Origin of the sequence: Shewanella sp. 10N.286.52.C2 (assembly GCF_002874545.1) — a bacterium.
Lineage (GTDB): Bacteria > Pseudomonadota > Gammaproteobacteria > Enterobacterales > Shewanellaceae > Shewanella.
Map to the genome: position 1 here is coordinate 30,652 of NZ_MCTV01000025.1, position 24,284 is coordinate 54,935.

Genomic DNA, 24,284 nt, shown 5'->3' on the forward strand with positions numbered 1-24,284 from the left:
TATCAATGCTCTCCTTTAATGATGTTTGGGAGATATTGATAATGCCTATAGCAGTCTCTGCCGTCATTTTTTGCCTCATAGAGGGCAATATCAGCTTTTTTCAAAATAGTAGAAATACTGCTTTCATCAATCACGCTTGTAATGCCGATACTGACTGAAAATATCAAGTTATCGTTTAACTGCGGTGAGTTCACAAGTTTCATTTTATGATTAATTCGCTCAGCGAAAATCATCGATTGCTCGATATTTGTCTTTGGCATAATGATCAGAAACTCTTCACCACCAATACGCGCCACAGTATCTTCCTCGCGGCAATTTTGCTGACAAGTTTGAGCAATGAGTTGTAGTGCTATATCACCGATGTCATGGCCGAATCGGTCATTGACACTCTTAAAGTGATCTACATCGATAAGTAAGATAGAAAATTGCACTTTTTGCTTTAGCAGCTTTTGCATGACCTCGTAGGCATGTAAGCGATTAGGGATGTTGGTGAGTGGATCTTTTAATGCTATTTGTCGATATTGTTGTGACTTTTTTTGCAGCTTAATAATTAAAATAACTAATATTAACAAGAAGATAAATGTCATTGCGAGGGCGGTGTATTGTAATTTTTGCTGAGTTTTTACGGCATTAAGCTGAATGTCTTTAAGCGCTTGGAACTCAATTAACTGTGCTTGTTTATCTTCTAGGTTATCTGAGTCAAACTTGAGTCTCATGTCGGAATTATAGGTGTCCAGCCTTAACTGATCGAGTTGTTTATGAATGCTTAAGAACTGATGGTGCCAGTAGTTAGCTGACTTATAATCAGCTTGGATAGCAAATAACTGACTGGCTAACTGATAACTAATAGCTAAACCTTTTTGCATATTATACTTTTGAAAGTTAGCTGTTGCTGCATTGAAATGCTCAAAGGCGCTAGCATAGTTGCCTTGTAACATGCGCAGCTCTAAATAATAACTATGCATGTAACCATAGTGAGAGTACATCTCGGGGGTCATGTAAGGTCGAGCTTGATTTAGCCACTTTTCTGCTTCTGCTAATCGGCCAAGTTTAATCAGCGGCGCTGACATATCAATCGCAACTCTAGCGGTGTAAAGCGGATCATTGATCCCCTCGATGACCTGATAGACTTTTTCAAAGTATTCCAGTGCTTGCTGATATTCACCGCGATCTAATTCTATATAAGCGAGTGAGTTTTCAACATTGGCAAGTAACATTAAGTCTCTGGTTTTATTAAGGTAACCCTTTATTCTGTTGTAGTAATAAAGTGCTTTTTCGTTATCGCCTGAGCGCCGGTAAATACCTGCTAAATTCAGTAAGTCTAAGCTAGCTGCATGCTGTAAGCCTATTTGTTGATTGAGCTCAAAAGACTGAGTGAAGCTATCAATCGCTTTGGAAAACTGACCTTGATAAAGTGCTTGTTTGGCAATGTTATTATGGGCTTTGGCGATGATATGCTTGTCATTTAGTGCTAAGGCTTGTTCAAGTGCAGCCTGATTTAGTTTAATCGCGCTGCTATGTTGGTCAAGGTATCTGAATGCTTTTGAACGACATAAATTCAGCAAAATTGGAATTTGTGGACTAAAAAAAGATTGCTGCTCAATGTTGTTTGTCGTGGTAATAAAGTTGTTGTTTTGCTCACTGTCACTGGAGCTAAAGGTTTTACATTGCTCAGTAAGTAACAGCTGCTGGCGCTCAATATCGTTACTGGCAATAATGTTCTCGAGTTTGAGTAATGTTTGCTCTATGACAAGTAAATCTGTGATCTGTTCTGTTTTTAATTGATGGAACAAGTCATCAGCTGCCTTGTTATCAAAAGTAAAAGCAGTCACTGAAGCACTATTCAGTAAACCGACTAATACCAACAATAACAGCAGCTGATTGATGTAACGACTCACCTTGTGACAGTAAAGGCCGTTAAAAACGCTAATTGTTGAATTATAATTATTATGCAATTTTTTATACTTGCTTTACGCAGTTCCTTCATGCTGTTTTTGTTTGTTAACTAAGGGCTGTAAACTGGCTTGTTAACTCGCAACAATCCTTTTAAGCACAACTTTTACAAAAGTGCTAATCAACTTGAGCAAAACAGTACTCAGTGCTTTTTATTGTTAGGCTACAGGTTAAAAATTGGCCGCTTTGCTTAATATCGGTCATGCAACTTTTCCCTGAATTAATATTTTTGTATTTTATTATTTAGTATTTGATAACAATATAAAAAGTTCAATTAGCCACTAGGAGCAATAATATCTTTTTTCTGCAGGTGAGTATCAATAAATTTACTTAACTTTACTAACTTATTGTTATCATCTTGGTAACTATTGCTGGTGCAGCTATCTAGGTATGTCGAATTACGTAAAGCTGCATAAATCGTTAAGCAGGCATAAAAGTTAATAAAAAAAGAGATAAGATCTATATCAAAGATTGCTAATTTAACTTACTGGCTTCACAACATTATGACAGAAATTTTGGTTTGTTCAATCAAAGCTGAATAAGTAGCGCTGTTATGGCTAAGCTTCTGTTTAAAAAGGTAAATAAATAAGTATGTGTCACACAAAGAACACTTCAGCCTGTGCTTTTGTTAATATTTACTCGCGTTTTTTTGTTTAAATGCACTGTGAGGTAATCTGATTAATTGTTTATTTCATCTTTTAAAAATAGCTGTTGCTAATATAGTTCGTTAACTGTGTTTACCATAGTGAAAACACCTTAAAAAGAGTCGATAAATGTTAAAAGCATCATCATTCATGAGTCAAGTTGTTTGCATTCATTTTATGTGTTTAACGGGCCACTTTTAATCTAACTGGATAAGATCACATTATTGACTGGGTAGGTATTTGCAGCTTCACAAAAACAACCAATATATATGTCTATAACCTATAAAGGCGTTGATAATATCGTTTATACTAGTCTGTTGCTAAATAACATAAAGCTTAAAGGTTTAATGGCAGTATTTTCTGCGATAGAAACCTTATGCCTGTGCCATTTTAAGTGCTGTTAATGCGACTTAGTTACTCAAACTGCGTTAATCACATGAATTCATGGCGCTAACTTAATCATTGAAATAGAGAACAAACTAATGAGTCAACTAAGCGAAGAGTATAAAGCAACAGCAAAGCAGATTTCTTTTAATGTCGCTAATAAAGTGCTGCCGATGGATAAATTACCAGAGACTTTACTTGAGGCTTATGAAGGTTTGTTTAATGAGCTAATTGAAGACAAGGCTGAGTTATTTGCTAAAAGCTGGCAAGCAATGCCTGCGAGTGCACAAAAATTACTGCCCAAGGCGGAGTTTCATGGTTTTTATATTGCCAATGCGTGGATGCAGTTAAGCCGTGTTGCCCAAGAAATTGCAGATGAGGCTGAGTCAGAAAAAGAAATTGATGAAAAAGAATATGATGGTGTATTTGGCCGCTTGGCAGAGCAATCATTAAAAGAAAGTATTAGAAAATTAAAAAAAGCACGTACAGATCGCTCAATGCTTAATAGCTTTAAACAAGTTATGTCTGCTTAACGCTTGCTGAAATGTTTGACTGGAGAATAAATGACACTCGCGTTACGTAAACAAATAAACTGGCCCTGTGAATTGAGCGAAAGAACCAAAGCTGAGATCATGGATATTGCTGTCGATGATCAAGGCATTGAGAAATACAGTAACCTACTGGCTGATGACAGTGAACGGGGGTATTTTTACTGTATCGATGGTCTGGGTACATTTGCCACCACCAGTGCTGATAACCGCCCTTTAGCGAGTTTTATATTTGGTAAAGAAATGTGGGTTGGGGCTGTAGCGGTTGAGATTTTCCCTAAAATTAGTCTTTATACCAATGAACTGGAACCGATCAACAGCTTGTTTTTCCCTAAATGTGAACTCACTGAGTTAGCTAACATTAACCCTGAGATTTATAAGTTTATTTATAGCATTATGCGCCGTAATACCCCTAAACTGGTTCAAGGTATGCACTTGTCATTTTATGGTATTGAAGAACGTATCATTCATTTTTTATTAGAATTAGTACGTGCTAAACGCATGATTGATTTGCCCGTTATTGAACTAAAAATCACCCAGCAGCAACTGAGTGAAATTGCCAATGTAAGTCGCCCTCGAGTCAATGAAGTACTCAATAAGTTGGCTGAAGATGGCTATATTGATTTAGTCAGAGGCAAGATGATTATTTTAGATTATACAAGGTTGTCAGAATTATTAGCGCTACGAGTGACAATGTAATACGAGTGATTATGTAAAACGAATGACTATGTTATACGAGTGAATTGTCACAATCTCGACGGGTTTATAGCTGCTATTCGGGTTAGGTTGTGAGCTGGCGTTAAATGAAAAAAAAGGGCCTTCTTTGTAGAAGGCCCAAGCACTAGTTTGGAATGCTATCCTAGTGTAGTTTACGGCGACGTTTAGCGCCTAATGTGCCGAGTAATATCAGACTTAAGATCCCCATGCTAGCGCCTGTAACTGCAGCATGAAGATAAAAACGCTACTTCAATTCGATATTGCCGCTTATGGTATTAACGCTAAATTTACCTGTGGCATCGCCGGTTGTAAATTGGATGCTTTCTCTTGCTGAATACTTAGTTTTTAGCGGTTTATCATCGGTTAATTCGTTATTAATATCGCCACCTGGGCCACCATCAATCTCAAATGTCAGGTTAGGCATTTGAGTGAATTTGACTTCAACATCACCGCTAACCGTATCAAATGATGCCTTAGTGACTTTGGCGCTTAAACTGATGTCGATATCGCCACTGACACTGACAATTTTGATTTTTTCTACCGCGCTAAAGTTGCCTTCAATATCACCTGATACTTGATCGATACTAAGCTTAGTGACTTGGTTATCTTTAGACTCTAACTCGCCACTGACGAGGCGATACTGAGCTTTGCCTGCAGAGCTTTTATCCTTGATATCGCCAGAAACGGTTTCTAATTCAAGCTTGCCATTGAGCTTGTCTGACTCAATATTGCCTGACACTGTTTGTAGTTTTATGTCGCCATCCATGTGGTTAGCTTTTAAGTTACCACTGACTAATGCCAAGTCTATTTCGCCTGATAGATTTTCAATCTTGTAATCTGCTGAAACCCCTTCAGCTTCAAGCATTAGCTTTATGGGTAATTTGATGACTAAATTTGAGCCATCTTCATCATGACCCCGATAGCTGTTGGGTAGCTTATCTTCAATAGTGATTTGATTGCCTTTTTGCTCAAAGATAAACCCTTCAGACAATTCATCTAACTGACCGGATACTGTGATGAGGTCTTTGTCCCAGCCGATGATCTCTACTTTGCCGCGCTGCACTTTTAGCTCAATTTGTGGTTTCGCATTAACCGTCATTTCTTGTTCAACGGATTGTGCTGCAAAGGCCATTGTTGATGTCATGAGTGTTGTTGTGAATAGCAGGCTGCCGCCAATGATAAGTCGGCTGATAAACTGACTAGTTTGATTGTTCATATGGAATTTCCTTGAGTCGATGGAGTCGTGTTAATTGGGGTGCGTTGTTGCTGTTGTAACAGCTGTATTTCGCGCTTCATTACCCATAACCATAAATCCCACACTTGCTTGTTATTGGGATCGCTTTTAAGGGCTTTTTGGATCTCTTTTGATGCAAGCTGCAATTCGCTATAACCCTTATTGAATGGATTAGTAAGGTCATCAAGCTGCATGCCAACAGTATATTTGTTGTCATCAAAGCCATTAATTTGCTGTTGATGGGTCAGGGCTATTTGATCAACCAAGGCAATTAAATCTTCAGTAGACTGATTGCTAAGGGCATTTGTGACGGTGATAGGCTCAAGGCTTGGCTTTTGTGCTGTAGGGCTTGTTAATAGCCAGCCTAATACCAATACAAAACTAATACTGGCGGCAACGGCAAGATGTCGCCAGTATTGCGAGTTAGCGCTGCGGTACTGAGTTGCAGCATCAGTTTGCTTTGCTGGCACTGAAGAATTTGTTGGGGCGCTTATTTTCGCCTCAATGTCTTGCCATAGATCTTTGTTTGGTGAGATCTCTTTTGGCAAGCTATCAATAAGCCTTGTTAATTGTTGCTGCTGATTGCTATTTTTCATGCCAACATCTCCTGTAGCATCTGCTTTGCTCTGTGGTATTGGGCTTTACTGGTGCCAACGGCAATATCCAAAATCTGCGCAACTTCATCATGTTGATAACCTTCAATTGCGCACAGTACAAACACCACGCGGGTGCGTTGTGGCAGTTGCATAATTAATTTATCAAGGCGGTGATACTCTTGATGGCCGTTTTGCGTTTGATGATTTTCGCTGAGACTTTGATGATGCTCACTCAAGCTCGATTCTGGTAAAAATCGATGCCAAAAGCTTTGCTTTGCTTTCATGCTGTTAATAGCTTGGTGGACACACAGCTTATATAACCAAGTCGTAAACTGACTATCGCCATTAAACTGATTTAGCTTTTGCCATAATCTGACAAAGCAGTCTTGGCAAATTTCATCGGCATGATCAGCGCTACCACTTAAACGCAAACAAATTGCATACACACGGCCTTGATGGCGCTGATAAAGTAGCTTAAACGCTGCTTTATCGCCGCCCTTAGCTTTCGCCACTAAAGCGTCATCTAAGCAGGCATTATTGATTTCACCAGCTTCAGCAGCGCGAGTATTACTGCTGAGTTGATTATCAATGTCTGTGATATTGCTTGAGGTTAAGTTCACCAATTATTCCAATGTGATGTGAGTTACTAGATTAGACATTAGCAAGTTGCTAAAAGGTTTACTTGATTAAATAAAATATTTTTTTGATTACTATGGGGAGTCAAAATGCTGAAAAGCATCTGCTTGAGTAAGCTTAGGTGTGAAAGGTTAAAGTGAAAATTTTAAGTGGAAGCAAGTAGGATAGGGGCTTGGCACAACTTTAAGGGCTTTATGGTTATAAAAACAAAAATGCCCAATGGTGAATTGAGCATTTTATCAGTGCGATTAACTTTAATTACCGGACTTAAGCAACTAGCCTTTAGGACTATTTGGCGACAATCGTGTTAACGCCATCTGGGCTGCCAACCAGCAATACATCAGCACCGCGGTTAGCAAATAAACCATTAGTGACCACACCAACAATATCATTTAATTGCTTTTCTAAGGTTTTAGGATCAAGAATGCGGTAGTTGTACATATCCAAAATTACATTACCATTGTCAGTGACGACACCTTCACGGTAAACCGGATCGCCACCTAATTTTACTAATTCACGAGCAACGTAAGAGCGCGCCATTGGGATCACTTCAATAGGCAGTGGAAACTCACCTAAAATCTCAACTTGCTTGGTATTATCAACAATACAAACAAACTTTTTAGCCACAGCCGCGACAATTTTTTCACGGGTTAATGCCGCGCCGCCGCCTTTAATCATGTCCATATGGTCATTGATTTCATCAGCGCCATCAACGTACACAGATAGATCTGAGACACTATTGAGATCAAATACTTCAATGCCTAAACTTTTTAGTTTTTGGGTTGAGGCTTCAGAGCTTGATACGGCGCCTTCAATGTCATCTTTCATTGTCGCTAACGCATCAATAAAGTGATTAACCGTTGAACCTGTTCCAACACCAACAATTGAACCTTCTTCAACATATTTAAGTGCAGCCCATCCAGCGGCTTTTTTCATTTCGTCTTGGGTCATATCAACATCCTGAGGTGGCAATCTACCAATGGTAAGTAATAAATTTGGTTAAGTATAACAAATGCTAAGCCATAGCAGGTACGTTGTTGGCTGATTTATTAACTGGCAGTTACACGAATCGTTACACTCAAGAGTTATAAGTGTATTGCCATATGCGTCAGTAAATCCCTATATACTTAACTTCGGTAAATAATATAGCTAAGCCATATGGGCGAGAAAATCAGCTTTAAGGAGTGATGGAGCTTAATAGGCAAGAATAAGCTGCATTTTTTATCGCGATATTACACCTGTAAAAAGTCATTTGTATCAATATTGGCGCAGTGTTTGATACAAAAGGATGTGATCTACAGCAATCTTAATCGCTATTGGTGGTGTGCAGGTTTAATTTAATCGAATGGTTCGTTAACCTATCTTATTTTTAAAAATAAACAGTGACTTAAGCCGCATAAATAGAATTTGCGATTGCGATGGACTTAATCGGATTTTACCGTTTTAACCTAAGATATAGAACAATTAAGATGCTTGCCATTAAACCATACTATGAACAAGGTTATTTATTATGACTAAGCTGACCACCGTTGCTGTAATGCTAGCTTCGATTTTTTCTATTTCAACTTCTCAGGCCAGTGAGCCCATTGAAGTCATTAAGCCTGCGGTGATCACCGAGCCTGAAAAAGTTGAGCTAGGTAAAATGCTTTTCTTTGAGCCACGTCTATCAATGTCTGGTTTTATCTCATGTAACTCATGTCATAACTTGTCCCTTGGTGGTGTGGATGCACTGCCGACCTCAATTGGTCATGAGTGGCAACAAGGTCCAATAAACTCGCCTACAGTCTTAAACGCTGATTATATGCTGGCGCAATTTTGGGATGGCCGCGCTGCAACCTTAAAAGAGCAAGCTGCAGGTCCTATCGATAATCCAAAAGAAATGGGTTATACCCATGATTTAGCAGTAGATACTATCGCTTCAATGCCTGCATATGTTGCGCGTTTTAATGACATTTATGGTTCAAATGAAGTCAACATCGACCGTATTACAGATGCCATAGCGACATTCGAAAAAACCTTAGTGACGCCAAATAGCCCATTTGATAAATATTTAGAAGGCGATAAAAAAGCCATCTCTGCAGATGCACAAACGGGTTATCAGTTATTTAAAGACAAAGGGTGTGTCGCGTGTCATAACGGCCCAGCGGTTGGCGGCACTATGTACATGAAAATGGGCTTAATTAAACCATTCCACACAGACAATCCAGCGGAAGGGCGTAAAGGGGTTACCGGTAAAGAAGCTGATAAGTTCGTCTTTAAAGTACCAACCTTACGTAACATTGAGCTTACCTACCCATACTTCCATGATGGTAGCGTATGGAACCTAGATGAAGCGGTTAATACCATGGCCGACATTCAACTAGGGCAAAAAATGTCAGCTAAAGAAACTGCACAAATGGTTGAGTTTTTGAACAGTTTAACCGGTGAGCAGCCACAAATTATGTTGCCGATTTTACCGCCTTCAAATGCGAATACACCGCGTCCAGTGCCGTTTAAATAAAACAGTATTGAAGTCGCGATAACACTTCAGCTTAACGTTACCAACTAGCTGGAAATTATCCGCAACTCCCTCAAAGCCTGCACTAGCGATAGTGCAGGTTTTTTATTTCCCTGCTATTCATTTATCAGCTAATGATTTGTTAGCTATTTATTTCGTTTAAGTCCTATTACACTGATATATAAATTCAGCAGGAAATCACTATGCTTAACATGGACTTTAGTCAGCGGGTTGTTATTAATACCAATAAGCTTCAATGGGATAAAAGCCCAGCTCAAGGGGTATGGCGTAAAAGATTGGCCAGAGAAGAAGCTGAACGTGGTCATGCGACCAGTGTGGTGAAGTATGATGCTGGAGCAAGCTTTGCATCGCATCCGCATCCTTTAGGTGAAGAAATACTGGTACTCAGTGGGATATTTTCAGATGAAAGCGGCGATTATCCCGCTGGCAGTTATATTCGTAACCCTGAAGGCTTTAGTCATGCGCCCTTTAGTGAACAAGGCTGTGAATTACTAGTAAAGCTACATCAATTTCAAGCTAGCGATGGCGCTCAAGTTCGTATCGATACTAACAATACACCATGGTCTGCTGGGCAAGGTGATTTAAAGGTGATGCCGCTGCATCAACATCTTACCGAATCGACAGCCTTAGTTTTTTGGCCTGCAGGTTGCCAATTTCAGCCTCATCGTCATTTTGGTGGTGAAGAAATTTACGTTATTAGCGGTGAGTTTATTGATGAATTAGGTCGTTATCCTGCAGGCACTTGGATCCGCAGTCCACATTTAAGTCAGCATAATCCTTATGTTGAACAAGATACGCTTATTTGGGTGAAAGTGGGTCATTTGCTGCTGGATGAGTAAGTTACACATTTTATAAGGACGATGGGTTAATCTTTTTATATGATGTTTATAGGATTTTTCACACTGTTTATGACAGCAATACAGGATTTAACATGACTGAACTGACAAATACCCAAGCTGATGTTGTCAGCTTTATCGAAACACTGTCTCAAACAACTGCTGAACCCGTTCGCTTTGAAGACACGATGGCAATCATCGATGCTCACTATGATTTCACTCCAAGCGCTTTTACTAATGGTAAACAAGCTAATGACGCTGGCGAAAACTCAGGTTCTTGTAAGGTGTTTTCGTTTGCGCAAATTCACCATTTAACCCAGCCTCAAACGCTGCAATTATTTGGTCAATATTATCGGGATGTATTAGCCATGCCTGAGGGAAAAGATCATCAAAACATTCGTCAATTTATGCTTAATGGTTGGCAAGGGATTGAGTTTAGCCAAGTGGCATTAGTGCTGAAAGCTTGATTTTTGCACTTTTTTGCTAATGAATGTCGGCGCAATTGTGGGAAGCATGTAGCAATGATTGCTGAAATTAAAGTGGTTTAATGAATCGAATCATTTAAGGGCTGAAAAGGTATTAGCCCTTAAATGATTTATCTAAGCTTGTAAGTCATTTATTGTTACAAGCTCAAGTTTTGGCAAAATTGTTGATTGATAAAATAAAAGCCTAATTTGAAAGGACTTAATACCCGCCAATTTTTAAATTTACTTATTGAAGATCAAAACTAACAATATTGGTTACGCCGCGCTCTAAAGTCACCATTCCAGAAGCATAAAATTTACCGGTATCGGCCTGTGCCTTGATATAGTAATTACCACTATTGATGGTGACTAATTTTGAATTAAAGTTCACGAATGGTTCTTCACTCAACCACCCTTCGGCTGAAACCTGATAAAGGTATTGATTGCTCTGCATCGGCGCGCCACTATCAAGGTGATAGGCTTCGAATCGAACCTTGGTCATGCCTTGAGGGTTTCTTTCTGTGCGTAATGGACGAATTTGACCAAGTTCAGGGTTCATTTTTGTCGGTTTGGTTATACGGAATGTTTGACTTGTTTTTGCGTATTGCTGAGTCGGGTGCGAATAAGCTTGGTTAGTTGGTACACTCGTTGAGTTACCTTGTGCCGCTCCGGCAATGTCTGAAACTGAGTCAGCAATATTACGGATATCAGTAGTTTTACAGGCAGTCATAGCTAATATACATGCACATAGCAGTATTTTTTTCATTGGGCATTCCCTTGTGTGTTTATAATCCATTAAGCAAAATAAGGTTTAAGCATTTAAAACTATGCAATTAAAGCCTCACTTCGTCACTGACAATTAAATTAACAATATCCCCCATTAGTGTCAATTATTGGTCATTATAAACTGTCGATGGAAGGGATAAATAAGCTTAAGTTTTTAAGCTATTTTCATCATGCCCCTAGGCGTTCAGCTTAATTTAATAGAATTGCTCTTTATTATTTTTAATTTGCCTGACCATTTTTGAGTCCGCTATGCAAACACGGCTGTATTCGTAATAACCAGTGCATCTTGTTATGCAATTGTTGCTTTAATGGCGCCAACTCTTTAGATTTGGTCAAGCTCATTTCTGTTAGGCTTTCCTTTTAAAGGTTTTACAATGCAAAGCGATGTCTCTATAGCCCGTGTTAAGCAGTTTCCATTACTCATGTGGATATTGTTGTTTGGCTCGTTTATTACTCGTGGCAGCTATTATATGGTGTGGCCGTTTCTCGCGATTATTTTATATGACAGGTTTGCGTTAAGTGCCACAGAAGTGGGATTGATTTTATCCAGTGCAGCATTGGTGTCTGTATTCACCAGTTTTATCGGTAGTGCATTGTCAGACCGTATTGGTCGGCACAAATTGATGTACATGACTGGTGTGCTATATATCATTTCTTTTTCATTGCTAGCACAAGTCGACAGCGTTAATGGTTATGTGGTGGTGATGACCTTATGTTCAATCGCGACCTCGATATGGCGACCGCTCACCTCAGCCGTTATCGGTGACATAATCCATGATAAGCAAACCCGTGAATTAGCGATGCAATCATGGTATTTCATCGTCAATGTCGGCTGCGCTGTTGGGCCTATGCTTGGCATTTGGTTAGGACTAACGGGTGAGCAATCGAGTTTTTACATCACAGCCGCTGCCTTTGTGGTGTTACTGATAATGCTTTATTGGGGGTTTAGTCATCAATCAAATATTGATTCCGCTAAAAATACCGCTGATAAAGAGGCTCATTCGGGTGTAACAAAGCCTGTTGCAAAAGAAACTCGCCAGCAAATTTTTGCCATTTTAAAACAAGATAAATTGTTTCAATGTTTAATATTAGCCAATACCTTATGCATGTTTATTTATGCGCAAATGGACAGTTCGCTCATTCAGTATTTAACCCGAGCACAAGCGCCTCAATTACTGACGTTGATATCGAGTATAATTTTTACCAATGCATTAGTGATCATTTCTACGCAGTTTATCTTATTAAAACTGATGGCTAAATATAGTTTAATTCAGCGAATTCAATTTGGATTGATCTTGCTCATGTGCTCCCAAGTGTGGCTGGCATTAAACCCAGTGGATATATTTTGGGGCTGGATAGGGGCCGTAGTGGTGATGAGTCTTGCTGAGACGATTTTATTTCCGACCATGAATGTACATATTGATCGATTAGCGCCGCAACACCTTCGAGGTGCCTACTTTGGCGCAGCTTCATTTAGTGAAATTGGTTTTGCCATGGCGCCGTTAGGAGGAGGGATCATTCTTGACCTATTCGGAGGCCCGTGGCTATTTATGATAGGGGCGGTTTTATGTGTTGTGGTTATCTATCTTTATCGGATATTAACCAGACTTTCTCGACCCAATATTGCCGAAATGAAACTGAGTTAGCCCTCTAAAGTGGGTTTACTGTTTATCTACTTGTCGAGATAGTGGCGTCGTGTTTAATTTGCGCTGTTCTATATGATTAACGGCAGTGATTACCTATATTCCAGTGTGTTTGGTGATATACCTTTGGTATACGGTGGTCATACATGTTCATCTTATCGCAATATATAACCGTCTTTGGAGGATGAAGTTACCAGCCTTCTACGCCTTCCATATCTGGTAGTTGATGGGCAATACCTTTGTGGCAATCAATACAGGTTTGTTCGCCGCTCTCTAAATACTTTGAGTGCATATTAGCTGCCCTATCTGATTGGCGAGTGAAGTCCATATAATCGTATTCATGACAATTTCGACATTCAAGTGAGTTATTGGCTTTTAATCGACGCCATTCATGTCCAGCAAGCTCACGACGTTTTGCTTCAAATTTTTCAGGGGTATCAATGGTGCCGACTAAGTCTGCCCATATTTCTTTAGACGCTTGCATTTTTCGTGCAATTTTATCGGTCCATTTATGGGGCACATGACAATCATGACAAGTCGCTCTTACGCCACTGCGATTAGTGAAATGAATGGTAGGTTTCATTTCTTCGTAAACATTTTGATGACAACTACTACAGAATTCTTCAGTGCTCGACATTTCCAATGCAGTATTAAACGCCCCCCAAATATGACTCCCGCTATAAAGCCGCCGATAACTAAGAAGCCTAAACTGTAATGAACACTAGGCTTTTAATTACTCGCCACACGGTACTTAATAATGCTTTTAGCTTTTCCATTGAATGACCTTATTGGAATGTCGGGGCAGAATGAGTGGTGCAAATGATGTGAGGTAAATGAGTTAGAAGTATAAATATAGCTGACTTGTATTAGACAAACTATAGAAGCATTAAATGATCATTTCTCTGTGTTCAGTCGCTGTGACAGAACTTTCGCCCGCGCAATCGTCATTTTATATTGAGTCACTTATGGGGATAGCTGTTTTAATCTTGGTAAGATTTATTGGCCGACAAAATCTAATTCCTTTTCAGTGAATGCAGCAAGTTTAAACGTCCTTGATTCAGAATTCACTTATCAAGCAATTTGGCAATGTAACGCTTAAGTATCTAAAAGGTTACTGGCATAATCTCCACCGTTGTTATTGCATTACTATTGATGTCGCTTGTGATAGACACTCTGATATCGACTCGAAAGCGATAAAATGGTTATCACAGCAAGGGTCATAATACGCTGTTACCTTATGAGAAACCTATTGCACTAATGCTGAAATCATTCAAGGCCAATCCCTTAATGGCTTATATCAATTAAACTTATTTAAAAGGATGTAATATGAAACGCCTGCTTATAGCCTTGTTAGCGAGTTACGCACCATTTGCTGCTGCCAATGACGTGGTTCAGTGGCAAGACAATAGTTTAACTTACCTATATGGTGACGACTTTAAGGTTAATCCTGAAATTCAACAAACACTGACTTTTGAACATGTTAGCGGTTGGAGTGTTGGCGATTTATTTATGTTTGTCGATTTCACTAAATACAATGGTGAAGAAGACTTTTTAAACGGTAAAAGCGCCTATTATGGTGAATTTAGCCCGCGCTTTAGCTTCAGTAAAATGCTTGGTGAACCGGTTGAAATGGGGGTTGTTAAAGATGTACTGCTAGCAACCACCGTTGAGTTTGGCGAAGGCGATGTTGAATCATTTTTAATTGGTGCAGGTATTGATTTAGCCATTCCTGGTTTTGATTTTTTTCAGCTTAATATGTATCGCCGCTTCCCCGATGGCCGCGATGGTGATACTTGGCAAATCACCCCTGCCTGGAAAGTCACCTGGCCTGTAGGCGATTCAAATATCGTATTTGATGGTTTTATTGATTGGGTAGTTGATTCTGATGGCAGTTATGAAAAGAACTTTCATTTCAATCCACAACTTAAATATGATTTAGGTAAGCAAGTCGGTATGCGAGATAGTGCACTTTATGTGGGTATTGAATATGACTATTGGAAAAACAAGTACGGTATTAAGAGCAGCTCGGGCTTTAATACCAATCAAAATGTGACTAGCTTATTGGTAAAGTACCACTTTTAAATATGCGAGTTGAACATTGCTAAGCGATCAGGGGAGTCACAGTCAGATCCCCCTGAGTTTTGTTGTTAATGATTATATTTTAATTATCCAGTGACACTCCAATCATTCATTTTGTCCCCTGACATCCCCTCTAATAGTTGCCCATAAATAAGCCCTAAACATTTTAGTTTTTAACGGACTGCTAAATTGCCATTAATTGCAGGCTTGAGGAAAGTGTTAGCTAACATGTCTATACTCAAAGAGCATGATTTTTTACTAGTGAGTAGATATGGCCTTAACAAACCCCTTAGCTCCACACGATTTATTGGTGTTTTTTAGCGCGGATAACCCTCTTTTGCAGTTTACGATTGATACGCTTCCGGTGCCGATTTTTTACAAAGATGTGAATGGGGTTTATTTGGGCTGTAATCGGGCTTTTGAAGACTTCATAAAAATTTCGAGACAACAACTGGTGGGGTTTAGCGTATATCAATTGTTTGATAAAGCCTTGGCGGATAGTTACCAACAAGCGGATCAAGCCTTGTTTGATAATCCTGGGGTGCAAATTTATGAAAAAGAAATTCGCACCAATAGCGGAGATATTGTGTTTGTAAAATTTCACAAAACCAGCTTTTTTGATGCGGAAGGTAATGTGGCTGGTTTAATCGGAGTAATATTCGATGTAACCGAACAAAAAGCCTTAGAAGCCAAATTGACTCAACATGCCACTTTTGATGACTTAACAGGCTTTTATAATCGCCGTGAAGGCGCGGCTATCGCGGTAGAAAACATGGTATTAGCGGTAAATGGCGAAATTGAGTTTGGGGTGATCATGCTGGATGTTGACCACTTTAAACGTGTAAATGATCAATTCGGTCATGGCGTTGGAGATCTGGCCTTGCAACATATCGCTGCCATTATTAAGCAATCAAATTCGCCTGAAACCACAGTAATTCGATGGGGCGGTGAAGAGTTTCTTCTATTAATCAAAGCGCCTCTTAGCGATACTGTTGCTAGCCGCTCTAATGATGAGCACGATTTTAAACATGACATGCTCGTCATTGCTAACGATATTCGTGAGGCTGTTGCTTCAACGCCAATTAAACTCGACTCGCAACTTGTTCATCTTAGCATTAGCTGTGGGGTGAGTTGTTATACGAAGCAAAGCTTACGCGCACTCATTAATGAAGCTGATGAACTTTTGTATCAAGCTAAAAATAACGGCCGTAATCAAGTTTGCGGTTAATTTAGCGCTATGACCGCAAACTTATAACAAGCAGGACGATAGCGTTTTCTGAGGTATTCTTTTCATACAATCGCTTTCGTATTTCGGGCTGAACAAACTTATTCCTCAATCTTTACTCCATAAACCTTAACCCACACACCTTACGCCATACTCCACATGCCATCGTTTTAGCAGACTAGCTTCAAAATTATTGAGTTCAAGGGAGGGTTACAGACTGTCTCGCAGATTAAGCTTTTTATCAATAACGCTAGTTGTTGCATAAAGGTTAAATGACGTTTACCTTAAAATATGTGATTAAAAAATAATAAAAATTTAGCTTAGCAGTTCTTGTGCTAACGAGAACTCGATAACAAAGTTGAACTTAAGACGGAGAAAGTCAGCTGCAACTGACTCATAAAATAATAATGGACTCAAACATGATTAAGGTAATACAGATTTATTTTATCCCCGCAGCGGTATTTCTGTCAGTGCTTATTGGTGGTGGTTATGGGACGGGCAGAGAGGTTATCGAGTTTTTTACCCAATACGGCCAAATGGGAGGCGTATTAGCCATATGCACGGCAACGGTAATTTTTGCAATAGTATTAGGAATAACCTTTGAATTTGCACGGGTGTTTAAGGTTTATGATTATCGCCATTTCTTTAAGAAATTAATTGGGCCTTTTTGGGTTGTATTTGAAATCTTATACATCTTACTGTTTTTGTTAGTGCTGGGGGTGGTGAGCGCCGCTGCGGGTAACACTTTGCAAGAGCGCTTTGATGTGCCTGCCACAATAGGGCTAATTTTAATGCCAATATTGGTGGCTTTGTTTGTGCTTTTTGGGCGACTGGTGGTTGAGAAGGCGTTAGCCTTGTGGTCAGTGCTGATGTACGGGGTATTTATTACTTATTTCGTCATTGTGGTTGGCCAATCTGATACGGATTTATTAGCCGCTACTGCGCTAACGGATATTGAGCCAAGCTGGTGGTTTGGCGGCGCATTGTATGCGATGTATAACTTGGCGATTGCCCCAGGGTTATTATTTTCTACCCGCGATATTGTAACTCGGCAGCAGGCTTTCGTGTCAGCTGCGATTGCCGCAGTTGCTATTATGATCCCGGCGTTGCTGTTCCACTTAAGTTACAGCGTTGGCTATCCTGATGTATTAGATAAACCGCTGCCCAATTATTGGATGATCCAGCAATTTGCCCCCGATTGGCTGTTAATGCTATTTATCATCGCTTTGTTTGGCACGCTTATCGAAACCGGTGTCGGCTTAGTGCAAAGTGTTATTGAACGTATCCCTGCCACCAGTGATGAGGCTAATGCAAAGCCTTGGTTAAGAGCGCTCATCGCCTTCGGTACAGTGTCATTGGCTGCATTGCTTGGCACCATAGGCATTGTCGATCTCATAGGTAAAGGTTACAGCTTGATGTCTTACGGATTTGCATGTGTTTATGTGCTGCCAATATGTACCCTTGGTGTTTATAAGGTGGTTAAAGCAGGCAATGGTGGGGCGCTAGAAATGCCACTGACTGAGGTTCAATAACAATAAAGTTTATTCTTCATCGTATGTGTCGAGTTAGATGCCTATATCGTCATTTTAGATGGCGTAACAGGCGCTATTAACACAGCGGGAACATTAATCAAAACGGACTGTTAAGCCTATTCAGTGCATCTTTCAGCATGAGGTTAAGAGCGAACTCTGTCGCTCTTGACTCTAGATTCTATCTCTTAATTCTTAATTCTTAATTCTTAACTCCTAGCACCTAACGCCGATATAGACTGTCACTCTAGTATTATTGCTTTATTTGACGAACTTGGGATTAACCTAAGTATCGTTTCATATACCTAAAGCTGGGCTAGCTTAACTGACGGCAGCATTATTGGCTGCAGCGCGAGCGGAGACAATACGCGCTCGAAGTTGGTCATAGCACCAATTGTATATAATCGCGTATATCAAGAAGAATACCACCACCCCAATGTTCATCATAAACACCGTCCAGAAATCTAACTGCAACACCCACATCATAAAGGGCTGTGTGGCAAAAATAAGACCAAACTCAAAACCTAGACCATGACCTAAGCGCATTTTAAGGGTGCGTTTAATACGGTTATGACCAAATATATGGTCAAAGCCTAAGTTGTATGCATAATTCCAACTCATTGCAATTAGCGATAAGCCTACCGCTAAGCCTGTAGCAGACTTTGGGCCCGCATCAGTAAATAAAGTTGCGGCGCCGATAACAAATGCTAAAGCAATCGCTTCAAATAATACGCTGTGAAAAATGCGCTCTTTGGTGTTCATGGTCATTCTCATTTCTGTTGGGTAGTGGTTCTTGGTTGCTAAAGTTATCATTAATGACAAAAGAATAAAGTGAGTGACTACCTTAAAAAGTGATAGATAAAATGTAAAACAGCTTGGAATATTGTTGTAGCAGCCCAGTAAGGGGGATTTTCAGCCTTTTGCAAAAGAAGTTTCACACTAAACCTATGAGAAATCCCCGGCGTTAATGTGGCTTAGCGATGTCATCGTTGACGTCTTAAATCATTAAAGCTCACGAGACTGTGGCATTATTAATAGGAAGCTATTCAATAGGATTTTATAAATCGAGTTTTATAAATAGGGAGCAATATGCAACTCCCTACTCATTTAGGAGGATAAGCTAGTTTTAGTTAAGCGGAGTACTGACTCGCTTTACGTGAGTAACGCTGCTGAAAACTAAATGGACTCATTTTCAAGGTGCGAATCGCATCAACCCAGCCAGCTACCATAGGCACCAGTGTCCAGCTAAACACTAAGTACAAGCTACCCTTGAGATACTGACCTAAATAGAATTTATGCAAACCTAAGCCTCCAAACAGCACACTAAACCATATTGCAAGCTTCTGATTTTTGATGCGAACATCTGGGTCGACGCCACCGAGGGCATCTAAACCTAGCGCGGCATGACATTGTGGGCAAGTCACTTGGTTAAGGTCGATTTTTTGGCTGCACTGTGGGCAATTAATCTGTTGCATCGCAAACTCCAATGGTCAATATCGCTGATAAGGCATTATGGGTACAAGTGTGCGCTGAACAAAGGTGCATAGTTCACAAAACGAAAATAAAGCCAAAATCTAATAAGCTTTTAAGGTCTCTAGGCAAAGGCTAGCGGATTTACAAATGCTTTTTTGATAGGTGATTAACTTGACCACTTCACATCAGTCATCCTCAGTGTATTTTGAAAATAGCGAACAATCTAATCACTCTTCTAGCATTCAAGCAGGGTAGCTGGCTTTGGTTGGCATTTAAATATTAAAAAAGCGACCTTAGGGTCGCCTTTTGTTTTAGGGAACTATGTTTATTCTATATCGACCTATTGATTGGTCACTTTGTGGCTCTCGTTAGAATCTCTCTACTGGGGCTGTGGCGAGTTCTGGGATAACATTTTTTACTTTTCCATCTTTTAAGTAATTAGGGTGGTATTTACCTACAGGAAGAGTTGTTACGGCGTTGGCGTGAACCCGTCTTGCCACTGGTACGTAATCAGTTGCTGCTGTGGCGATTGCTGTAACGATGATGTCGGCAATTAAATTGCCTGAAGAGCCAGAAGTATCTAACACGAATGTGTTTTGGTACGACCATAAAACGTTATTTGTTTCTGCTGAAACTAGTACGTATTCCATACCAACAGTCACATTGCCAGCAATGACCATGTAATTGGTTTCCCATGTTTTCAGCTTAATAAATAGTACAGACTCAGCGCCAAACTTATCTTTGTAAGTAGAAAAAGGGATCCCTTGTAGTTGTGTGCCATCAATGATTCCTGCTTCCTTGAAAATATTGCTTACAATAGGTACAGGTAAAACATAATAGCCTTTATCGGCTAGAGGTTGGGCAACTGTTGCATTTAGAAAATCTGGTGCTTCAGCGGCTGTTGTTTCATTAATAACGGGCACGATTAACATTGTTTGACGATTCACATCAGAATACATTTCGGGAAATGCAGCCTCCTTAGTCGTCGTAGTCGCTGCACAACCAGTCATGAGAAAAACAAGAGTAATTGAAATTAATATGCGCATGTTCATTCCTATTTTTGATCTGTTATTAGACGTTCAATAAAGCCTTTGGATTCTGGGTACAATTCAGCTTCTTGGCGGTAATAATTGATACTGCTATCCTTGTCTCCTCGCTTAGCAGTAATGTAGCCTATTTCTGCATATATCCCTGGCGGTACCTTTAAGCCTTTTTTCTCTGACACATTAACAATGTCATTGAGTTCATTGAGATGGTTGGTGACACTTTGCTCTGAAGGCGCTTTAATGTATTCATAATAAGTTTCAGAATAGCTTCCCCAGTAGTAGCCACTTTCGGTTACCGAAGCACAGCCTGTAAACATGAATGTTATGGCAATAATGAATAAATATTTTGTTTTAGTTAGCATTTATTGATTTCCTTTTAAAATCTGATGGTTCGTACTTGACCATCTGCAAGGTAGATATCTTTAGAGTAAAGTATGGTTCCAGCTGAGTTCTTAATTAACAACTTATGTGAACCTTTATCTAATTTGATAATGAGGATTTGACGGTTTTCATCTTCAGCGTCAGCAGCACCTACAACACCCGTAGAATATGGGGTTAAATCACTGCCATTAATCATGTGATTATTGATGTTGGCTACCGTGATTGAATTGCCAACTAAAACATCTGCAATAATGACGACCTGCTGTTCATGCTCTAGGCCTGTTTGGCTTCGCTGGACGTTAGAACCACATGCCATTAGAAAAAAACTTAGGAAAATAAATATTAGTGTTCTCATGAAAGCCTCGAGTTATTTATCTGAAAGGTAATATTTTGATAGCTCATCAGTAATGCTACCTTCAACAATATCGACAAAAGAGATCTGTTCAAATTCATCGTTACCATAGGTTGATTGGACTGTTACCTTGCCGATTTTTTTCCCTGGTAAAGTAATCACACCACCGCTTTGAGGATTTTTGACTTGCTTTCCATTTTGGTAAATGACCAATTCCATTCCTGCTGTAAGCCCTTGAGCTTCACCACCAGAAATGATTAACGTGCCATCTTCATTTGATAAGAAAAATGATTTCCATGGTTTAGCCGTCATGTTTTCTACGAGGTTGCTTATCATTTGAGAAATGGCTTGTGACAATGCTTTGTCAGTCAAGCTTTGATCAAATGCAGCTGAAGTACCTGCACCAAGGGTTTTCTTCGTTTCTGTTGTCGCTTCGCCAGCGCCTTCAACAGAGCTTATAATTCTTCCTGTTACAACATCAACTAGGCGTACATTCACTTTGGTATATGCTTTTTGTAATTTTGATTGGGAGAATAAACCCGTAGTGCTTTCTGCTGAACGGCCAAATTCACTGACTGAACCAACGATTAAATAATCAACAGAAACACCGCTGTCGCTTATACCTTTTAATATGTTCTCCGAGTTGACCTCTTCATTATCAAGGCGCTCAAACATGATAAATTTATTTGTATCAGCAAGTCGTGCACTCAGAATATCAGCTGCTTGCTTACCTATTCGATTGTTTGAACTGTCAACTAGGAAACTGTTTGCTGCTTGGGTTTCATTGGAAAATCTTGCTATAGCAACTTTACGTTTTAAGAAGGTTTGTGTGGACTCTATTGAAGTATTTTTAGATGCAGAGGTTGCATCTAACCCTGTTGCAAATGTCGGTGCATGAAAGCAAAACAATGCCATGACCGAAAATGTGAAAATATTCCTTTTTTTCATTTTTTTCTCTTTTAATTTTAATATGTAAATAATGACCCAGAGAGCGATAATTGGGCTTACTATTGAATATTCAATGTTGAATTTTTTAGCATAAAATAGATCGTAATTTATTAATTTTAGCTATTAATTAATATGGTAATTGTAAAATTTATTTTTAAGGTATTTTTTGTGAGCGGTGGACATATTTGTTGAGTTATCCCAACTGGGCCACCCTACCTTTGAAACCATTCGCCTACCGATTGCCAACATTGCTTTCAATTCTGAAACAATATCTTATTTAAAGTATTTTTTCCATAACTCAATAAATTCGTTAGGATCTTTCAGGCTCAGAGTAAAATTTTTCGTTGCTTAAAATAAACCTAAATCGAAGAGATAGAATATCAGGTGTAAGCGCGGCGGTGACCGTCCATGAGATGGCGAAGTTTCACTGTGTGAAACGCTCTGGGCGAGAGGTATGGATGTCGAACAGGCCGTTTAACATGATGGATGTTATTTGTTATGGCGGAGCTTTATTGGATGAACTTGCAGCGTATCACAGCTGTGCTTTCATGAAGGCCTGCGGCAGGCAATTGATAACCATGAAGCTGCGATTTTAGAATAATAACCGATACCTAAAAGGCTAAACGTTAGGCATAAAAAGTGTGGCTGGTCAGTGCGGGTTGCCCAAGGTAAATAGTTAGTTATTCTGATTTTGTTTATGTCTTTCAGTGTCACCTTGAATTTATGAGCTCCGATTTAGACCTTTTAATTGAGCACAGTGCTAATGATTTTATAAACTGTGAAAGCTCAAGTTTATACAGGATGAATTAACAATTACAAGCACGTCAACAAGGCGTATGAACCTGCTATTAAGTGATTTTTAGACAAAATGGTTGTTACATATTTACGAAATTATTATTAGATTTAGGCTGTCATCTGCTTTTAAACACTTTTCTACATCAGTTAAGTTCATGCTGTTTTTCCCACCATTTCCAGTGAAACAAACTCTTTGGAAATAACATTGATGCTTCTAAATTGGTACCACTGCAACCCGCATATCAACAACGAACACACAATAAAGCTGATAACGGGAAGCAGAAGCAATGAGATTAATGGGTCTGCAAAATTAAGTAACATCATTAAATCCATTTATTAGTCCTCATTACTTACTAATGCTGTATCTGGCTCTGTTACTGATTCAGTCAACTCAAGAGAAGTACTTAGCTCAAATAGTTGCTCTGCGATTTTACTATGCAGATTCAAAGTAATTTCTTGTTTCGCAGTTTGTAGCATTTCTGTGGTTGCTTCAGTAAAACGTGTTTCTAATGCACTCACGACATCAGCACTACTCAATTCATTTGCTTGAGCGCCAATACTTGCTGTTGCAATAATGGCAATTAACGCTAATTTTTTAAATGTACGGTTAGTTTTTGTAGATGCTGAACGAGCTACTAAATTTGTATTTGAGGTTGAGTTAAACATGGTGTCTTCCTTTTCAATTATGGGGTACACCTAGGTTATTACAAGCAGCGTGCCAAGTTTTGATGTAGTCACTTAAGTGGCTGATTTAAAATTATTTTAAATGGTTTTTGTCAAAAGAAAATCAGACATAAATCAAAACATATTCAATTTAAACCTGTGTGATAAATAAACAATTAGTCATTTTAACCACCTAAGTAGTGAGTTTAGCTAACTCTTAATTGGCAAACCGCAAATACAAAAAAGCGCCTCTAATGAGACGTTTTTTTATGTTCAAAAATAGCTTAATCAGTGGTGATATTATTAGAGTGGAAAGTGACATCTGAAATATGTTAGATCAGAGTAAACTAAATCCAAACACCGCAGCAGTCTCCAATACTTTTTAATAATGGGTGGCATGTTAAGTTTTGCTGCTAATTCTAAGCCCAGCCCTAATCCTAACCCTGAACATTAGAAATTTAGCCTGAGTCGTTATGGTCAGGCTCTGATCCATTTATTCTCAAATTTTTACGGTATTAATGGCGGAGAAAGCCGTAGCGCTTTGCCCATACTAAACGAAAGGAAACCAAAAGCATTTCCCTTTTCGCTTCTTGCATTAAACGTCTTGCAGTCCCCATTGATACAGCATTCACCTCATGGGGTTAGACCTAATTTAAACTGATGAGTTTTAGATTAAGTTACTCTTGTCACTGACTCTACACACTGACTCTACCCACTTACTTTTAACCTATTTCCTTTAAAGTTTTCTTTATTAATTGGAAATAAAATCATTGCTTTAGGAGTTATTTTAGGTGCGGTAGTTAGCATTGGTTAGATTGAGAAACAAGGATTTAA

At 39.3% G+C, this 24,284-nt stretch carries 22 protein-coding genes and 1 pseudogene; 9 read left to right on the forward strand and 14 right to left on the reverse strand.

Annotation, left to right across the window (positions count from 1 at the left end):
- Positions 1-2 precede the first annotated feature (2 nt).
- The gene (locus tag BCU94_RS09850; RefSeq protein ID WP_198590875.1) at positions 3-1,898 is read right to left on the reverse strand and encodes a tetratricopeptide repeat-containing diguanylate cyclase; all 1,896 of its coding nucleotides are present in this window, start codon (positions 1,896-1,898) and stop codon (positions 3-5) included.
- 1,181 nt (positions 1,899-3,079) lie between these two features.
- Between BCU94_RS09850 and BCU94_RS09855 the strand changes: the two genes are divergently transcribed.
- Positions 3,080-3,514 (forward strand): DUF3069 domain-containing protein, encoded by a 435-nt coding sequence (locus BCU94_RS09855; RefSeq protein ID WP_102440466.1) that lies wholly within the window; start codon positions 3,080-3,082, stop codon positions 3,512-3,514.
- A 30-nt stretch (positions 3,515-3,544) separates the two neighbouring features.
- A complete protein-coding gene (locus tag BCU94_RS09860; RefSeq protein ID WP_102440467.1) occupies positions 3,545-4,228 on the forward strand; it encodes a Crp/Fnr family transcriptional regulator in 684 nt (227 codons plus the stop codon).
- Between the two features lie 262 nt (positions 4,229-4,490).
- Here BCU94_RS09860 and BCU94_RS09870 read toward each other — a convergent pair whose 3' ends face one another.
- The 4 genes from BCU94_RS09870 to rpiA all read right to left on the reverse strand — a co-directional run bounded on the left by BCU94_RS09870 (position 4,491) and on the right by rpiA (position 7,663).
- Positions 4,491-5,462 carry a DUF4097 family beta strand repeat-containing protein gene (locus tag BCU94_RS09870; protein WP_241903591.1) on the reverse strand — a complete coding sequence of 324 codons (972 nt, stop codon included), beginning with the start codon at positions 5,460-5,462 and terminating at the stop codon, positions 4,491-4,493.
- A complete protein-coding gene (locus BCU94_RS09875) occupies positions 5,459-6,076 on the reverse strand; it encodes an anti-sigma factor (RefSeq protein ID WP_102440468.1) in 618 nt (205 codons plus the stop codon). Before BCU94_RS09875 ends, BCU94_RS09870 begins: the two co-directional genes overlap by 4 nt.
- Positions 6,073-6,618 carry an RNA polymerase sigma factor gene (locus BCU94_RS09880; RefSeq protein WP_102440488.1) on the reverse strand — a complete coding sequence of 182 codons (546 nt, stop codon included), beginning with the start codon at positions 6,616-6,618 and terminating at the stop codon, positions 6,073-6,075. The genes BCU94_RS09875 and BCU94_RS09880 overlap by 4 nt, the downstream gene beginning before the upstream one ends.
- A gap of 382 nt (positions 6,619-7,000) precedes the next feature.
- Complete coding sequence (rpiA, locus tag BCU94_RS09885) at positions 7,001-7,663, reverse strand: ribose-5-phosphate isomerase RpiA (RefSeq protein ID WP_102440469.1); 663 nt, start codon at positions 7,661-7,663, stop codon at positions 7,001-7,003.
- 559 nt (positions 7,664-8,222) lie between these two features.
- Here rpiA and BCU94_RS09890 point away from each other — a divergent pair.
- The 3 genes from BCU94_RS09890 to BCU94_RS09900 all read left to right on the forward strand — a co-directional run bounded on the left by BCU94_RS09890 (position 8,223) and on the right by BCU94_RS09900 (position 10,533).
- On the forward strand, positions 8,223-9,212 hold the full coding sequence (locus BCU94_RS09890) for a cytochrome-c peroxidase (RefSeq protein WP_102476288.1): 990 nt from the start codon (positions 8,223-8,225) through the stop codon (positions 9,210-9,212).
- Between the two features lie 200 nt (positions 9,213-9,412).
- Entirely contained in the window at positions 9,413-10,069 is a 657-nt protein-coding gene (locus BCU94_RS09895; protein ID WP_102476289.1) for a cupin domain-containing protein, read from the forward strand.
- 92 nt (positions 10,070-10,161) lie between these two features.
- Positions 10,162-10,533, forward strand: a complete 372-nt coding sequence (locus BCU94_RS09900) for a HopJ type III effector protein (protein ID WP_102476290.1) — start codon at positions 10,162-10,164, stop codon at positions 10,531-10,533.
- 244 nt (positions 10,534-10,777) lie between these two features.
- Here BCU94_RS09900 and BCU94_RS09905 read toward each other — a convergent pair whose 3' ends face one another.
- Positions 10,778-11,296 (reverse strand): hypothetical protein, encoded by a 519-nt coding sequence (locus tag BCU94_RS09905; RefSeq protein WP_102476291.1) that lies wholly within the window; start codon positions 11,294-11,296, stop codon positions 10,778-10,780.
- Between the two features lie 394 nt (positions 11,297-11,690).
- Between BCU94_RS09905 and BCU94_RS09910 the strand changes: the two genes are divergently transcribed.
- Complete coding sequence (locus tag BCU94_RS09910; protein WP_102476292.1) at positions 11,691-12,962, forward strand: MFS transporter; 1,272 nt, start codon at positions 11,691-11,693, stop codon at positions 12,960-12,962.
- 187 nt (positions 12,963-13,149) lie between these two features.
- On the opposite strand, the pseudogene BCU94_RS09915 reads toward BCU94_RS09910, so the two are convergent.
- Positions 13,150-13,735: pseudogene (locus tag BCU94_RS09915) on the reverse strand (NapC/NirT family cytochrome c).
- Positions 13,736-14,285: 550 nt separating this feature from the next.
- Here BCU94_RS09915 and BCU94_RS09920 point away from each other — a divergent pair.
- The 3 genes from BCU94_RS09920 (at position 14,286) to BCU94_RS09930 (ending at position 17,795) form a co-directional block, all read left to right on the forward strand.
- On the forward strand, positions 14,286-15,041 hold the full coding sequence (locus BCU94_RS09920; protein ID WP_102440477.1) for an outer membrane protein OmpK: 756 nt from the start codon (positions 14,286-14,288) through the stop codon (positions 15,039-15,041).
- A gap of 268 nt (positions 15,042-15,309) precedes the next feature.
- Entirely contained in the window at positions 15,310-16,266 is a 957-nt protein-coding gene (locus tag BCU94_RS09925) for a GGDEF domain-containing protein (RefSeq protein ID WP_102476293.1), read from the forward strand.
- Between the two features lie 416 nt (positions 16,267-16,682).
- Positions 16,683-17,795, forward strand: a complete 1,113-nt coding sequence (locus BCU94_RS09930; protein WP_102440479.1) for a hypothetical protein — start codon at positions 16,683-16,685, stop codon at positions 17,793-17,795.
- A gap of 318 nt (positions 17,796-18,113) precedes the next feature.
- Here the strand turns inward: BCU94_RS09930 and BCU94_RS09935 are convergent, their stop codons facing one another.
- The 7 genes from BCU94_RS09935 to BCU94_RS09970 all read right to left on the reverse strand — a co-directional run bounded on the left by BCU94_RS09935 (position 18,114) and on the right by BCU94_RS09970 (position 23,453).
- Entirely contained in the window at positions 18,114-18,554 is a 441-nt protein-coding gene (locus tag BCU94_RS09935) for a PACE efflux transporter (protein WP_102440480.1), read from the reverse strand.
- Positions 18,555-18,922: 368 nt separating this feature from the next.
- Positions 18,923-19,267, reverse strand: a complete 345-nt coding sequence (locus BCU94_RS09940; RefSeq protein ID WP_102440481.1) for a TM2 domain-containing protein — start codon at positions 19,265-19,267, stop codon at positions 18,923-18,925.
- A 366-nt stretch (positions 19,268-19,633) separates the two neighbouring features.
- Positions 19,634-20,311: a GNA1162 family protein gene (locus tag BCU94_RS09945; protein WP_198589318.1), complete on the reverse strand. Its 678-nt coding sequence runs from the start codon at positions 20,309-20,311 to the stop codon at positions 19,634-19,636.
- Positions 20,312-20,319: 8 nt separating this feature from the next.
- On the reverse strand, positions 20,320-20,673 hold the full coding sequence (locus BCU94_RS09950; protein WP_102440483.1) for a DUF4810 domain-containing protein: 354 nt from the start codon (positions 20,671-20,673) through the stop codon (positions 20,320-20,322).
- A 14-nt stretch (positions 20,674-20,687) separates the two neighbouring features.
- On the reverse strand, positions 20,688-21,047 hold the full coding sequence (locus tag BCU94_RS09955; RefSeq protein WP_133149399.1) for a hypothetical protein: 360 nt from the start codon (positions 21,045-21,047) through the stop codon (positions 20,688-20,690).
- A 12-nt stretch (positions 21,048-21,059) separates the two neighbouring features.
- Positions 21,060-21,992, reverse strand: a complete 933-nt coding sequence (locus tag BCU94_RS09960) for a CsgG/HfaB family protein (protein ID WP_102440485.1) — start codon at positions 21,990-21,992, stop codon at positions 21,060-21,062.
- A 1,131-nt stretch (positions 21,993-23,123) separates the two neighbouring features.
- A complete protein-coding gene (locus BCU94_RS09970; RefSeq protein ID WP_102476295.1) occupies positions 23,124-23,453 on the reverse strand; it encodes a hypothetical protein in 330 nt (109 codons plus the stop codon).
- Positions 23,454-24,284 lie beyond the last annotated feature (831 nt).